The sequence below is a fragment of the Siccibacter colletis genome (genome assembly GCF_025914095.1).
Classification (GTDB): Bacteria; Pseudomonadota; Gammaproteobacteria; order Enterobacterales; family Enterobacteriaceae; genus Siccibacter; species Siccibacter colletis.
Map to the genome: position 1 here is coordinate 823745 of NZ_CP074352.1, position 14580 is coordinate 838324.

The 14580-nt window shown below is 54.0% G+C and carries 9 protein-coding genes, 2 tRNA genes and 3 rRNA genes; 10 read left to right on the top strand and 4 right to left on the bottom strand.

What is annotated here, in order from left to right; all coding sequences use genetic code 11:
- Nucleotides 1-21: 21 nt before the first annotated feature.
- Together KFZ77_RS03995 and metN are read right to left on the bottom strand one after the other, a co-directional pair.
- Complete coding sequence (locus KFZ77_RS03995; RefSeq protein WP_031518400.1) at nucleotides 22-675, bottom strand: methionine ABC transporter permease MetI; 654 nt, start codon at nucleotides 673-675, stop codon at nucleotides 22-24.
- A complete protein-coding gene (metN, locus tag KFZ77_RS04000; RefSeq protein ID WP_031518398.1) occupies nucleotides 668-1702 on the bottom strand; it encodes a methionine ABC transporter ATP-binding protein MetN in 1035 nt (344 codons plus the stop codon). Before metN ends, KFZ77_RS03995 begins: the two co-directional genes overlap by 8 nt.
- 121 nt (nucleotides 1703-1823) lie before the next feature.
- Here metN and gmhB point away from each other — a divergent pair, with 121 nt between their 5' ends.
- The 7 genes from gmhB (at nucleotide 1824) to dkgB (ending at nucleotide 9117) form a co-directional block, all read left to right on the top strand.
- Nucleotides 1824-2462 (top strand): D-glycero-beta-D-manno-heptose 1,7-bisphosphate 7-phosphatase, encoded by a 639-nt coding sequence (gmhB, locus tag KFZ77_RS04005; protein ID WP_330217910.1) that lies wholly within the window; start codon nucleotides 1824-1826, stop codon nucleotides 2460-2462.
- Between the two features lie 354 nt (nucleotides 2463-2816).
- Nucleotides 2817-4358: ribosomal RNA gene (locus KFZ77_RS04010) — 16S ribosomal RNA — on the top strand.
- A 78-nt stretch (nucleotides 4359-4436) separates the two neighbouring features.
- A tRNA-Glu gene (locus KFZ77_RS04015) sits at nucleotides 4437-4512 on the top strand.
- A 222-nt stretch (nucleotides 4513-4734) separates the two neighbouring features.
- A 23S ribosomal RNA gene (locus KFZ77_RS04020) occupies nucleotides 4735-7640 on the top strand.
- Between the two features lie 95 nt (nucleotides 7641-7735).
- Nucleotides 7736-7851, top strand: a 5S ribosomal RNA gene (gene rrf / locus KFZ77_RS04025).
- Together the 16S, 23S and 5S rRNA genes with 2 tRNA genes alongside form the textbook arrangement of a ribosomal RNA operon.
- Before the next feature lie 188 nt (nucleotides 7852-8039).
- Nucleotides 8040-8116 (top strand) — tRNA-Asp (locus KFZ77_RS04030).
- A gap of 197 nt (nucleotides 8117-8313) precedes the next feature.
- A complete protein-coding gene (dkgB, locus tag KFZ77_RS04035) occupies nucleotides 8314-9117 on the top strand; it encodes a 2,5-didehydrogluconate reductase DkgB (RefSeq protein WP_264385499.1) in 804 nt (267 codons plus the stop codon).
- A gap of 25 nt (nucleotides 9118-9142) precedes the next feature.
- Here dkgB and yafC read toward each other — a convergent pair whose 3' ends face one another.
- On the bottom strand, nucleotides 9143-10045 hold the full coding sequence (gene yafC / locus KFZ77_RS04040; RefSeq protein ID WP_264385500.1) for a DNA-binding transcriptional regulator YafC: 903 nt from the start codon (nucleotides 10043-10045) through the stop codon (nucleotides 9143-9145).
- 104 nt (nucleotides 10046-10149) lie between these two features.
- Between yafC and KFZ77_RS04045 the strand changes: the two genes are divergently transcribed.
- The 3 genes from KFZ77_RS04045 to KFZ77_RS04055 all read left to right on the top strand — a co-directional run bounded on the left by KFZ77_RS04045 (nucleotide 10150) and on the right by KFZ77_RS04055 (nucleotide 13099).
- Entirely contained in the window at nucleotides 10150-11337 is a 1188-nt protein-coding gene (locus KFZ77_RS04045) for an MFS transporter (RefSeq protein ID WP_264385501.1), read from the top strand.
- A gap of 120 nt (nucleotides 11338-11457) precedes the next feature.
- The gene (locus tag KFZ77_RS04050; protein ID WP_264385502.1) at nucleotides 11458-12258 is read left to right on the top strand and encodes an endonuclease/exonuclease/phosphatase family protein; all 801 of its coding nucleotides are present in this window, start codon (nucleotides 11458-11460) and stop codon (nucleotides 12256-12258) included.
- A gap of 70 nt (nucleotides 12259-12328) precedes the next feature.
- Entirely contained in the window at nucleotides 12329-13099 is a 771-nt protein-coding gene (locus tag KFZ77_RS04055) for a class I SAM-dependent methyltransferase (protein WP_264385503.1), read from the top strand.
- 43 nt (nucleotides 13100-13142) lie between these two features.
- Here KFZ77_RS04055 and mltD read toward each other — a convergent pair whose 3' ends face one another.
- The gene (gene mltD / locus KFZ77_RS04060) at nucleotides 13143-14516 is read right to left on the bottom strand and encodes a murein transglycosylase D (RefSeq protein ID WP_264385504.1); all 1374 of its coding nucleotides are present in this window, start codon (nucleotides 14514-14516) and stop codon (nucleotides 13143-13145) included.
- Between the last annotated feature and the right edge of the window lie 64 nt (nucleotides 14517-14580).

Sequence of the window (14580 nt, forward strand, 5' to 3'; positions counted from 1 at the left end):
CTTGATGTTGTGTGTAACTGCTTATTTGTGGGTAACCGTACGGACGATACGATCGCCTGCAAACTGAATTAAGTAAACCAGAACCACCAGCAATACCAGAACGGTATTCATTACGGTAGCGTTGTAGCCGATATAACCGTACTGATAGCCAATCTGACCGAGACCGCCGGCACCTACCGCGCCGCCCATCGCCGAGTAGCCAACCAGCGTGATAAGCGTAATGGTTGCGGCGTTCACCAGCCCCGGCAGCGCCTCCGGCAGCAGGATCTTACGAATAATTTGCAGCGGCGTTGCGCCCATCGCCCGTGAGGCTTCGATCAGGCCAGCCGGAATTTCCAGCAGAGCATTTTCCACCATACGCGCAATAAAAGGTGCAGCGCCGACGGTAAGTGGAACGATCGCGGCCTGCAGACCGATTGACGTGCCGACAATCACGCGGGTGAAGGGGATCATCCACACCAGCAGGATAATGAAGGGAATTGAACGGAAGATATTCACCAGCGCAGAGATAGCACGGTAAAGCTTCGCGTTTTCACTAATCTGCCCCGGACGGGAAATATAGAGCAGCACGCCAACCGGCAGACCAATGACAAAACCGAAGAAGCCGGAGACAAAGGTCATCGCCAGCGTCTCCCAGACGCCTTTAACCAGTAACCACATCATTGCTTCAGACATAACCTAACACCTCGACTTTCACATGATGTTCCTGGAGATAAGCGACCGCGGCTTTTGTATCCTGCTGCGAGCCGTGCATTTCAGCGAGCATAATGCCGAACTTCACGCCGCCGGCGTAATCCATCTGCGCGCTGATAATGTTGTTATTAACGTTGAAACGACGTGCGGTTTCCGAAAGCAGCGGAGCATCCACCGACTGACCGGTAAATTCCAGACGCAGCAGCGGTACGCTTTCCGCGGTTTCCGGCGCAGGGCGCAGGCGAACCGAGTAATCTTCGGGTACGTCGAGATGCAGCGTGGACTGAATAAACTGTTGCGCCAGCGGCGTTTTCGGATGAGAGAACACTTCGCTCACCGTATCCTGCTCAATCAGTTCGCCGTTGCTGATCACTGCCACGCAGTCGCAGATGCGCTTCACGACATCCATCTCATGGGTAATCAGCAGGATCGTCAGCCCAAGGCGGCGGTTTATATCCTTTAACAGCTCCAGAATGGAGCGCGTGGTGGCCGGGTCGAGGGCGCTGGTGGCTTCATCGCACAGCAGCACTTTTGGGTTACTGGCCAACGCGCGGGCAATGGCAACGCGCTGTTTCTGTCCACCGGAAAGGTTAGCGGCCCAGGCGTCACGCTTGTCGGAAAGCCCAACCAGCTCCAGCAGTTCGTTGACCCGACGTTCGATCTCTTCGCGCGGCGTGTTATCCAGCTCCAGCGGCAGGGCGACGTTACCAAACACGGTACGGGATGAGAGTAAATTGAAGTGCTGGAAGATCATGCCAATCTGGCGACGAGCCTGAGTGAGCTGCGATTCAGAGAGCGCAGTCAGATCCTGGCCACCGACCAGTACCGTGCCCTGCGTGGGGCGTTCCAGCAAGTTAACGCAGCGAATCAGCGTGCTTTTACCGGCACCGGAGGCACCAATCACGCCGTAAATTTGCCCGGCAGGAACGTGCAGGCTGACATTGTTCAGCGCGTTCACCACGCGATTGCCCTGCTGGAACACTTTGGTGATATTCGAAAGTTTTATCATCAGGCTAATAATTATCGTAAACGAGTAAAGGGTGGCATTTTATACTGCCAGACACGGACAAACGCCGTTATTGCAACGGATGGTAAGGCATCCAGACGTCTAAATCAATGCGGGCGACGCAATGACACTTTCTCTCAAAGGGAAACATGCGATACTAGGCGGCATAACTTATCTCAGGAGTACTCTGGTGGCGAATCAAGTCCCGGCTATTTTTCTCGACCGCGATGGCACTATTAATGTCGATCACGGTTATGTTCATGAAATCGACCAGTTTGAGTTTATCGATGGCGTTATCGATGCGTTGCGTGAGCTGAAGGCGATGGGCTACGCGCTTGTGCTGGTAACTAACCAGTCAGGTATCGCTCGTGGGCTGTTTACTGAAGACCAGTTTGAAACCCTGACCGAATGGATGGACTGGTCGCTGGCGGATCGCGGCGTCGATCTGGACGGTATCTATTATTGTCCGCACCATCCGGAAGCGGCGGTAGAGGCGTTTCGCCAGAGCTGTGACTGCCGTAAACCGCAGCCGGGCATGCTGATCTCAGCGCGTGACTATCTTCATATAGATATGAGCGCTTCTTATATGGTGGGTGATAAAGCAGAAGATATGCAGGCCGCCGCCGCCGCCCAGGTAGGAACGCGCGTGCTGGTGCGTACCGGTAAACCGGTAACAGAAGAAGCGGAAAAAGCGGCTGACTGGGTGCTGAATAGCCTTGCAGAACTGCCTCAGGCCATCAAAACGCGGGAAAAACAGGCGTAACGGTCAAAAGGCGAGCGGTCGTCATTTTTTTTCATATTACCGCTTGCCATCTCTCTCAGGCTCCCTATAATGCGCCTCCATCGACACGGCGCTAACGAATCACTTCGCAGCGTCGGGTCTGAAGAGAAAAGCTCAAATAGAGCTTGACTCTGAAAGAGGAAAGCGTAATATACGCCACCTCGCGACAGCAGGCTGCAGGCCGCGTCGCACTGCTCTTTAACAATTTATCAGACAATCTGTGTGGGCACTCGGGGCACTGATATCTTTCACGTCGCAAGACGAAAAAGCATTATCAAGTCTCAAGAGTGAACACGTAATTCATTACGAAGTTTAATTCTTTGAGCATCAAACTTTAAATTGAAGAGTTTGATCATGGCTCAGATTGAACGCTGGCGGCAGGCCTAACACATGCAAGTCGAACGGTAACAGGAAGCAGCTTGCTGCTTTGCTGACGAGTGGCGGACGGGTGAGTAATGTCTGGGGATCTGCCTGATGGAGGGGGATAACTACTGGAAACGGTAGCTAATACCGCATAACGTCGCAAGACCAAAGAGGGGGACCTTCGGGCCTCTTGCCATCAGATGAACCCAGATGGGATTAGCTAGTAGGTGGGGTAACGGCTCACCTAGGCGACGATCCCTAGCTGGTCTGAGAGGATGACCAGCCACACTGGAACTGAGACACGGTCCAGACTCCTACGGGAGGCAGCAGTGGGGAATATTGCACAATGGGCGCAAGCCTGATGCAGCCATGCCGCGTGTATGAAGAAGGCCTTCGGGTTGTAAAGTACTTTCAGCGAGGAGGAAGGTGGTGAGTTTAATACGCTCATCAATTGACGTTACTCGCAGAAGAAGCACCGGCTAACTCCGTGCCAGCAGCCGCGGTAATACGGAGGGTGCAAGCGTTAATCGGAATTACTGGGCGTAAAGCGCACGCAGGCGGTCTGTCAAGTCGGATGTGAAATCCCCGGGCTCAACCTGGGAACTGCATCCGAAACTGGCAGGCTTGAGTCTCGTAGAGGGGGGTAGAATTCCAGGTGTAGCGGTGAAATGCGTAGAGATCTGGAGGAATACCGGTGGCGAAGGCGGCCCCCTGGACGAAGACTGACGCTCAGGTGCGAAAGCGTGGGGAGCAAACAGGATTAGATACCCTGGTAGTCCACGCCGTAAACGATGTCGACTTGGAGGTTGTTCCCTTGAGGAGTGGCTTCCGGAGCTAACGCGTTAAGTCGACCGCCTGGGGAGTACGGCCGCAAGGTTAAAACTCAAATGAATTGACGGGGGCCCGCACAAGCGGTGGAGCATGTGGTTTAATTCGATGCAACGCGAAGAACCTTACCTGGCCTTGACATCCAGAGAACTTAGCAGAGATGCTTTGGTGCCTTCGGGAACTCTGAGACAGGTGCTGCATGGCTGTCGTCAGCTCGTGTTGTGAAATGTTGGGTTAAGTCCCGCAACGAGCGCAACCCTTATCCTTTGTTGCCAGCGATTCGGTCGGGAACTCAAAGGAGACTGCCGGTGATAAACCGGAGGAAGGTGGGGATGACGTCAAGTCATCATGGCCCTTACGGCCAGGGCTACACACGTGCTACAATGGCGTATACAAAGAGAAGCGACCTCGCGAGAGCAAGCGGACCTCATAAAGTACGTCGTAGTCCGGATTGGAGTCTGCAACTCGACTCCATGAAGTCGGAATCGCTAGTAATCGTGGATCAGAATGCCACGGTGAATACGTTCCCGGGCCTTGTACACACCGCCCGTCACACCATGGGAGTGGGTTGCAAAAGAAGTAGGTAGCTTAACCTTCGGGAGGGCGCTTACCACTTTGTGATTCATGACTGGGGTGAAGTCGTAACAAGGTAACCGTAGGGGAACCTGCGGTTGGATCACCTCCTTACCTTAAAAGATACAACTCCGCAGTGTCCACACAGATTGTCTGATGAAAAGTAAGAAGCAGGGTGTCTGCGAAAGATAAGTCCCTTTCGTCTAGAGGCCCAGGACACCGCCCTTTCACGGCGGTAACAGGGGTTCGAATCCCCTAAGGGACGCCACCTGCTTGGTAACGCAAGTGAAAGGTGCGCGGCCACAATATCTCAAAACTGACTTTCAAGTCACGTTTGAGATATTTGCTCTTTAACAATCCGGAACAAGCTGAAAATTGAAACGACACACTGTTTCTGTTCTCCGTAAACAAGAACAGAAAAAGGTGTGTTCGAGTCTCTCAAATGCTTACAGCACGACGATGAATCGAAAGAAACATCTTCGGGTTGTGAGGTTAAGCGACTAAGCGTACACGGTGGATGCCCTGGCAGTCAGAGGCGATGAAGGACGTGCTAATCTGCGAAAAGCGTCGGTAAGGTGATATGAACCGTTATAACCGACGATGTCCGAATGGGGAAACCCAGTGCAATTCGTTGCACTATCATGTCATGAATACATAGTGACATGAGGCGAACCGGGGGAACTGAAACATCTAAGTACCCCGAGGAAAAGAAATCAACCGAGATTCCCCCAGTAGCGGCGAGCGAACGGGGAGCAGCCCAGAGCCTGAATCAGTTTGTGTGTTAGTGGAAGCGTCTGGAAAGTCGCAGGGTACAGGGTGATACTCCCGTACACAAAAACACACTTGCTGTGAGCTCGATGAGTAGGGCGGGACACGTGGTATCCTGTCTGAATATGGGGGGACCATCCTCCAAGGCTAAATACTCCTGACTGACCGATAGTGAACCAGTACCGTGAGGGAAAGGCGAAAAGAACCCCGGCGAGGGGAGTGAAACAGAACCTGAAACCGTGTACGTACAAGCAGTGGGAGCACCTTTGTGGTGTGACTGCGTACCTTTTGTATAATGGGTCAGCGACTTATATTCTGTAGCAAGGTTAACCGTATAGGGGAGCCGAAGGGAAACCGAGTCTTAATTGGGCGTTAAGTTGCAGGGTATAGACCCGAAACCCGGTGATCTAGCCATGGGCAGGTTGAAGGTTGGGTAACACTAACTGGAGGACCGAACCGACTAATGTTGAAAAATTAGCGGATGACTTGTGGCTGGGGGTGAAAGGCCAATCAAACCGGGAGATAGCTGGTTCTCCCCGAAAGCTATTTAGGTAGCGCCTCGTGAACTCATCTCCGGGGGTAGAGCACTGTTTCGGCTAGGGGGCCATCCCGGCTTACCAACCCGATGCAAACTACGAATACCGGAGAATGTTATCACGGGAGACACACGGCGGGTGCTAACGTCCGTCGTGAAGAGGGAAACAACCCAGACCGCCAGCTAAGGTCCCAAAGTCATGGTTAAGTGGGAAACGATGTGGGAAGGCACAGACAGCCAGGATGTTGGCTTAGAAGCAGCCATCATTTAAAGAAAGCGTAATAGCTCACTGGTCGAGTCGGCCTGCGCGGAAGATGTAACGGGGCTAAACCATGCACCGAAGCTGCGGCAGCGACACTATGTGTTGTTGGGTAGGGGAGCGTTCTGTAAGCCGTTGAAGGTGGACTGTGAGGTCTGCTGGAGGTATCAGAAGTGCGAATGCTGACATAAGTAACGATAAAGCGGGTGAAAAGCCCGCTCGCCGGAAGACCAAGGGTTCCTGTCCAACGTTAATCGGGGCAGGGTGAGTCGACCCCTAAGGCGAGGCCGAAAGGCGTAGTCGATGGGAAACAGGTTAATATTCCTGTACTCGGTGTTACTGCGAAGGGGGGACGGAGAAGGCTATGTTGGCCGGGCGACGGTTGTCCCGGTTTAAGCGTGTAGGTGTGTGCTCCAGGCAAATCCGGTGCACTTTAACACTGAGGCGTGATGACGAGGCACTACGGTGCTGAAGCAACAAATGCCCTGCTTCCAGGAAAAGCCTCTAAGCATCAGGTAACATCAAATCGTACCCCAAACCGACACAGGTGGTCAGGTAGAGAATACCAAGGCGCTTGAGAGAACTCGGGTGAAGGAACTAGGCAAAATGGTGCCGTAACTTCGGGAGAAGGCACGCTGGTGCGTAGGTGAAGCGACTTGCTCGCGGAGCTGAAACCAGTCGAAGATACCAGCTGGCTGCAACTGTTTATTAAAAACACAGCACTGTGCAAACACGAAAGTGGACGTATACGGTGTGACGCCTGCCCGGTGCCGGAAGGTTAATTGATGGGGTTATCCGTAAGGAGAAGCTCTTGATCGAAGCCCCGGTAAACGGCGGCCGTAACTATAACGGTCCTAAGGTAGCGAAATTCCTTGTCGGGTAAGTTCCGACCTGCACGAATGGCGTAATGATGGCCAGGCTGTCTCCACCCGAGACTCAGTGAAATTGAAATCGCTGTGAAGATGCAGTGTACCCGCGGCAAGACGGAAAGACCCCGTGAACCTTTACTATAGCTTGACACTGAACATTGAGCCTTGATGTGTAGGATAGGTGGGAGGCTTTGAAGCGTGGACGCCAGTCTGCGTGGAGCCAACCTTGAAATACCACCCTTTAATGTTTGATGTTCTAACCTGGCGCCGTGATCCGGCGTGGGGACAGTGTCTGGTGGGTAGTTTGACTGGGGCGGTCTCCTCCTAAAGCGTAACGGAGGAGCACGAAGGTTAGCTAATCCTGGTCGGACATCAGGAGGTTAGTGCAAAGGCATAAGCTAGCTTGACTGCGAGAGTGACGGCTCGAGCAGGTGCGAAAGCAGGTCTTAGTGATCCGGTGGTTCTGAATGGAAGGGCCATCGCTCAACGGATAAAAGGTACTCCGGGGATAACAGGCTGATACCGCCCAAGAGTTCATATCGACGGCGGTGTTTGGCACCTCGATGTCGGCTCATCACATCCTGGGGCTGAAGTAGGTCCCAAGGGTATGGCTGTTCGCCATTTAAAGTGGTACGCGAGCTGGGTTTAGAACGTCGTGAGACAGTTCGGTCCCTATCTGCCGTGGGCGCTGGAGAATTGAGGGGGGTTGCTCCTAGTACGAGAGGACCGGAGTGAACGCATCACTGGTGTTCGGGTTGTCATGCCAATGGCATTGCCCGGTAGCTAAATGCGGAAGAGATAAGTGCTGAAAGCATCTAAGCACGAAACTTGCCCCGAGATGAGTTCTCCCTGACCCTTTAAGGGTCCTGAAGGAACGTTGAAGACGACGACGTTGATAGGCCGGGTGTGTAAGCGCAGCGATGCGTTGAGCTAACCGGTACTAATGAACCGTGAGGCTTAACCTTACAACGCCGAAGGTGTTTTGGTGTTGGATTTGAGAGATTTTCAGCTTGAGACGGATTATGCTTATGGCCGCGAGGCGGTAAGCGAACAGAATTTGCCTGGCGGCTGTAGCGCGGTGGTCCCACCTGACCCCATGCCGAACTCAGAAGTGAAACGCCGTAGCGCCGATGGTAGTGTGGGGTCTCCCCATGCGAGAGTAGGGAACTGCCAGGCATCAAATTAACATACCTGACCAGAACTTCAGGGCAGTTCACTACTCGACAGAGAGTAGGACAAAAGCGAAGCTTTTGAACGTTGCACAGCAACGGCCTGAAGGGTGAATCGCACAGCGATTCATAAACTGCCAGGCATCAAATTAGCAGTAAACCGGAGTGACATCCGGTGCAGTGACGAAATTCGGTGGAGCGGTAGTTCAGTTGGTTAGAATACCTGCCTGTCACGCAGGGGGTCGCGGGTTCGAGCCCCGTCCGTTCCGCCACTTTTTGATAAGCCCTGAGCGCATGCTCAGGGCTTTTTCTTTTGTCTGGTCTTCCCCAGCACTTTCCCGGATATTCTCAAATCCCACTCTTTTATTGCTCCTTGCGCAAAACTCTTCTCAAATTATGCCTCTTTATCACCATAACCAGACGGGTGACAATCGTTCAAGAACAGCGTAAACGAAAAGAAGAGGTAGTAATGACAGTTCCTGCATTTGGTCTTGGGACCTTCCGCCTGAAAGAGGATGTGGTTATCGCATCTGTAAAAAATGCACTCGAAATGGGCTATCGCGCAATCGACACCGCACAAATTTATGGCAATGAAGCAGAGATAGGGCAGGCCATCAAAGAGAGTGGCGTGGCGCGTAACGATCTCTTTATCACCACCAAAATCTGGACCGAAAATCTCAGCAAAGAGAAATTAATTCCAAGCCTTAAAGAGAGCCTGGAAAAATTGCGTATCGATTATGTCGATTTGACGCTGATCCACTGGCCATCGCCGGGCGATGCCGTGCCGGTTGAAGAGTATATGCAGGCGCTACTGGAAGCAAAACAGCAGGGCTTAACTCGCGAAATTGGCATTTCTAATTTCACGATCGATCTGATGACGCGCGCAATCAATGCCGTAGGCGTAGAGAATATCGCAACCAACCAGATTGAGTTATCGCCCTACCTGCAAAACCGTAAAGTTACAGAGTGGGCGAGGGCGCACGGCATTCATATCACATCCTATATGACACTGGCGTATGGGAAGGCACTTAAAGATGACGTGATTATCCGCATTGCGGAAAAACACAATGCTACTCCCGCGCAGGTTATCCTGGCATGGGCACTGGCGATGGGGTATGCCGTCATTCCTTCCTCAACCAAACGTGAGAACCTGGCAAGCAATCTTAACGCGACGACTCTCATGCTGGACGCTGAAGATATGGCATCGATTGACGTGCTGGATTGTAACGATCGCCTGGTCAGCCCGGAGGGGCTGGCTCCCGCCTGGGATTAACCCTCCTCTTTATGCCCATCCTCTGTTACAGCCCCGTCCGGGGCTGTTTCACATGTTCACTCATAAAGTCGATAAATGCCCGGATCCGCGTACTCACCGCTCGATCGCTGTAGTAGACCGCGCTGAAAGGCATCTCCACCGGCAAACGTTGCTCGGCCAGAAGTTCAACCAGCGCGCCGCTGGCAATCTCCCGATCGATCATATAATCCGACAAACAGGCAATGCCATTTCCCGTTATGCAGAGTTGTTTCAGCGTTTCGCCGCTGTTAGACGATAACCCGACGTCCACTTCCAGCAACTGACCGTCCGCCTGAGCGACAGGCCAGCGGTTAAGCGATACCGGCTCGGTAAAGCCGAGGCACAGATGATCGTTAAGATCTTCCACGCTGGCAGGCGTACCGTGGCGTGCCAGATAATCCGGGGAGGCGATGATCTTGCGATAACTGGTGAACAGCGGCCGCGCACGCAGGCTGGAGTCAGTCAACGTTCCCGCCCGGATTGCAACATCTACTTTACGCTCGATCAGATTAATAAAGGTTTCGGAGGACACCAGCGACAGCGTCATCTCCGGGTAGCGCTCGCGAAACGGCCTGATAAGCGGCATGAGAAAATGCAGCACCACGGGCGTTGCGGCGTCAATGCGTAGCAAACCTCGCGGTGTCTGACGCGACTCCATCAGTTCATTCTCGGCGGCCGCCATCTCCTGCAGGACGTGCTGTACCCGCCGGAAATAACGATGTCCTTCTTCGGTAAGGCTGAGCTGCCGCGTGGTGCGGTTGAGCAGGCTGACGCCAAGCTTCATCTCCAGCTTTTTTACCGTCCTGCTCACTGCCGAGTTGGCCTGACCGAGTTGTTCGGCGGCCCGGCTGAAACTGCCGCTCTCTACCACAGCGACAAACACGGTCAGCTCTTCGGAACTCGCTTTCATTGTTGCTCCTCAGGCAAAATTCTATTGAGACTTTGAATGTTTTTGTTATTTAAGCACGGTAGCATACTGAGCGCCATCAAATGCAAACCTGTATGGAGTACATTATGCCGCTGGCACTACTGGCGCTGACGATCAGCGCTTTCGCAATTGGCACCACCGAATTTGTTATTGTTGGGCTGGTGCCGACTATCGCAGAGCAGATGGGAATATCGTTACCCTCTGCCGGCTTACTGGTATCGATTTATGCGTTGGGTGTCGCCATTGGCGCACCGGTACTGACGGCGCTGACTGCGAGGCTTCCCCGTAAGCAACTGCTGATCCTGCTGATGGCGCTGTTCACAGCCGGGAATCTGCTGGCCTGGCTGGCTCCGGGCTATAACACCCTGGTGGTGGCGCGTCTGCTGACCGGCCTGGCACATGGCGTATTCTTCTCGATTGGTTCGACGATTGCCACCGGTCTGGTCGCCCGCGAGAAAGCCGCGTCGGCCATCGCGATCATGTTCGGTGGGCTGACTGTCGCACTGGTCACCGGTGTGCCGCTGGGAACCTTTATCGGCCAGCATTTTGGCTGGCGGGAAACTTTCCTCGCGGTTGCGGGACTCGGCGTCATCGCGCTTATTGCCAGTATGCTTCTCATCCCGAAAGCGATTCCGATGCAGCCAGTGGCGGGCCTGAAAGCGCAATTAAGCGTACTGACGCATCCGCGCCTGCTGATGATCTATGCTATTACCGCGCTGGGCTATGGCGGCGTATTCACCGCCTTTACCTTCCTGGCACCCATGATGCAAAGCCTGGCTGGCTTCTCGCCATCAGCCGTAAGCTTTATTCTTCTTGGCTATGGTGTGGCCGTCGCGATTGGCAATATCTGGGGCGGCAAGCTGGCAGACAAACAGGGTGCGATTCCTGCCCTGACGCTGATTTTCGCCGCACTTGCCGTATTGCTGCTGATCTTCCAGTTCACGGTCAGTATTCACTACGCTGCACTGGTTACGGTGCTGATAATGGGCATTTTCGCGTTTGGCAATGTGCCGGGTCTTCAGGTGTATGTGGTGCAGAAGGCGGGAGAGTACACGCCGGGTGCGGTTGACGTCGCCTCTGGTCTGAATATCGCAGCCTTTAACGTCGGCATTGCGCTCGGCTCAATCGTTGGCGGTCAGACGGTCGAACATTATGGCCTCGCCAGTACGCCTTGGATCGGCGCAGTCATCGTCGCAGTGGCGCTGATCCTGACGATTATCAGCGGCCGTCTTGATAAGAAAAACGCGTCTGTAGCGCAGTGGAAGCAGGCGTAGCTGCCTGGCTGCTTGCTAAAACAAACCATAACGTCGTTGAAAGTGTGAGCTAAAATCCCTATAACTGAGGAACCGCCTGATTTCCCGGGCGGTTCATGTTATAGAGGTTTGAAGCCAAACGTGCGAAAAACGACTTATGCCATGCGCTATATTGCCGGACAGCCAGCGGAGAGGATTCTGCCGCCGGGCTCATTCGCGAGTATTGGCAAGGCGTTACCCGCCGGTGCGCCACTCCCGGGCCCTGACGTGCTTCGGGTACTGGTGTGGAATATCTTTAAGCAGCAGCGAGCTGAATGGCTGTCGGTGCTGCAAAACTTCGGCAAAGATGCGCATCTGGTACTGCTCCAGGAAGCGCAAACCACGCCTGAGCTGGTGCAATTTGCTACCTCAAACTACCTTGCCGCCGATCAGGTTCCCGCATTTGTTCTGCCGCAGCACCCTTCCGGGGTGATGACCCTTGCTGCTGCGCACCCGGTGTACTGCTGCCCGCTGCGCGAGCGCGAACCTATTCTTCGCCTGTCCAAATCAGCACTGGTTACGGTTTATCCACTGCCCGATGGCCGCATGCTGATGGTTGTGAATATTCACGCCGTCAATTTCAGCCTCGGCGTGGACGTCTACAGCAAGCAGCTACTGCCGATTGGCGATCAGATTGCGCATCACAATGGTCCGGTGATCATGGCGGGAGATTTTAATGCCTGGAGCCGACCGCGCATGAACGCGCTGTTCCGCTTTACGCGCGATATGTCACTGCGCCAGGTGCGGTTTACCGATGACAATCGCCGACGGGCCTTTGGCCGTCCGCTCGATTTTGTCTTCTATCGCGGTCTTAACGTCAGCGAAGCCTCGGTGCTGGTCACCCGCGCCTCCGATCACAATCCACTACTCGTCGAATTCAGTCCCGGCAAACCTGAGAAATAAAGGTAAGTCAGGTCTGCCGTAGGGCAGATCTGACGCTGCCCACTCTTTTCTCAACCGCAAGGACACCATCATGACAACCCATTCCCATCAGCATCACGTCGATAACCAGTTCGGAGAGCAGGCGCAGGCTTATCTCACCAGTCAGGTTCACGCCAGCGGTAACGATCTTGAGCGTCTGAAGGAAAAACTTGCGGCGTGGCCAACCGCACAGCTGCTGGATATCGGCTGTGGGGCAGGGCATGCCAGTTTTGCCACTGCCGGGCTGGTGGCGCACGTCACGGCTTACGATCTTTCAGCGCGGATGCTTGATGTGGTTAGCGACACTGCGCGCGAGCGTAATATTACTAATCTCGATACCCGCCAGGGCGTGGCCGAACAGTTGCCGTTCGACGATAACAGTATGGACGTGGTAATAAGCCGCTATTCAGCGCACCACTGGCAGGATCCAGGTATGGCGCTGCGGGAAGTGCGTCGCATCCTGAAGCCAGGCGGTCACGTGATATTTATGGATATCCTGTCGCCGGGGCAGGCGGTGCTGGATATCTGGCTGCAGACCGTGGAAGCGCTGCGGGATACCTCGCACGTGCGGGATTATGCCAGCGGTGAGTGGCTGTCGATGTTTACCAGCGCGGGACTGGCGGTACAGGGCATTACTACCGACCGTCTGCGGCTGGAATTCGCCTCGTGGATTGCACGTATGCGCACGCCTGCCGTCATGGCAGAGGCGATTAGAGCCTATCAGGAAAGTGCGGCGGATGAGGTGAAGCGCTATTTCGCGCTGGAGGATGACGGTTCGTTTTGCAGCGATACCATTATGATTGAAGCCATAAAGTACGCATAAAAAGAAAAAGGCACCGGGGGAAGTCGGTGCCTTTTTTGTTCTGTCAGGAATCAGGCCGGCTGTCGTTTTTCACAAACAGCGTGATCTGATCGCCCGGTTGCAGTTTGTCTGTTCCCGTGTTCCAGCGCATCACGTCTTTGATATTGACGCCGTGTCGTTTTGCGATGCTCGAAAGCGAATCGCCTTTACGGACGCGGTACGTGATGCTGTCGTCGTTCTTCGCCAGGCGCCCTGCGCTGCTGGTATTGCTACCAACGTTTAACGTCTGGCCGATTTTCAGGCTTGCGCCTTTCAAACCGTTCCAGCGTCGCAGTTCGGCCGTGGTCACGTTTAAGCGTGACGCAATGCCTGAAAGCGTATCGCCGGAGCGAACAGTGTAGGCACGGCTGCCGGTATCATCGTTATTCGCGAGAATAGCCGGTTGAACAGCTTCAATTTCGTTAGCGGCCAGCGAGCTTCGCAGCTGCGCGGCGTGCTTACGAGGAACCATAACGTACTGCGGACCGCTTGCGCCCAACGTAGCGCCTTTAACGCCTGCGTTGAAGGTTTTCAGTTTTTTCACTGAAATCCCGGCCATCTCTGCCAGCTGCTCCATCTCTACCGGATTACTGACCGGAACGCGCGCCAGTGCACGGCTCTCATCAGTGGTCGGCAAGCTTACGCCGTAACGCTCGCTGTTTTTGAGAATGTCGCTCAATGCCAGCATTTTCGGTACGTATATTTTGGTTTCCAGCGGCAGTGAGAGCGACCAAAAGTCTGTAGGTTTACCACGCGCTTTATTCGCTTTCATTGCCTTCATAACCCGACCTTCACCACTGTTATAGGCGGCAACGGTGAGTAACCAGTCGCCGTCAAACATGCGGTTAAGACGCTGCATCATATCCAGTGCCGCGGTGGTGGAAGCCACTACGTCACGACGCGCATCATAGCTGCGGGTCTGCTTCAAACCATAATTGCGCCCTGTGCTCGGTATGATCTGCCAGATGCCTGCGGCATTGGCGCCAGACGTCGCGTGCGGGTCAAAAGCGCTCTCCACTATGGGTAGTAGTACCAGTTCCATGGGCATGTTACGTTTCTTAACTTGCCCTGCTATCCAGTACATATACGGCTCTGCCCGTAATGTTACATCGTGGAGATAGCTCTTATTTTTTAAATACTTCTGCTTCTGTTCGCGAATCCGGGCATTTTCCGGAATTCCCATCTTTAGCTCGTCGCCAATGAAAGCCCACAAGTTTTGATCGTCTGCCAGAGTGGACGCGTTGTCCATCCAGAAGCCGCTTCGGCTTGCCAGCTTTCCTGCTTCCCCTTGACCAGCCGCAGAAAGGCTCTGTGCGTGCTGTTGGACATTACCATCGCGCTGTTGCGCCTGGCACCCAACAAGCAAGACAGAGGCGAGTAAAATCGCTTTTGCCTTCATGTGTGTGTCAATAGTTGCTTAAAAGACGAGCGATGATAACTGCGATGTTTCGCGAACACAAGTA

Excerpts from the sequence above, each read along its gene's own strand:
- KFZ77_RS03995 (WP_031518400.1), bottom strand. The coding sequence starts at position 675 with ATGTCTGAAGCAATGATGTGGTTACTGGTTAAAGGCGTCTGGGAGACG.
- metN (WP_031518398.1), bottom strand. The coding sequence starts at position 1,702 with ATGATAAAACTTTCGAATATCACCAAAGTGTTCCAGCAGGGCAATCGC.
- gmhB (WP_330217910.1), top strand. The coding sequence starts at position 1,824 with ATGACACTTTCTCTCAAAGGGAAACATGCGATACTAGGCGGCATAACT.
- dkgB (WP_264385499.1), top strand. The coding sequence starts at position 8,314 with ATGACAGTTCCTGCATTTGGTCTTGGGACCTTCCGCCTGAAAGAGGAT.
- yafC (WP_264385500.1), bottom strand. The coding sequence starts at position 10,045 with ATGAAAGCGAGTTCCGAAGAGCTGACCGTGTTTGTCGCTGTGGTAGAG.
- KFZ77_RS04045 (WP_264385501.1), top strand. The coding sequence starts at position 10,150 with ATGCCGCTGGCACTACTGGCGCTGACGATCAGCGCTTTCGCAATTGGC.
- KFZ77_RS04055 (WP_264385503.1), top strand. The coding sequence starts at position 12,329 with ATGACAACCCATTCCCATCAGCATCACGTCGATAACCAGTTCGGAGAG.
- mltD (WP_264385504.1), bottom strand. The coding sequence starts at position 14,516 with ATGAAGGCAAAAGCGATTTTACTCGCCTCTGTCTTGCTTGTTGGGTGC.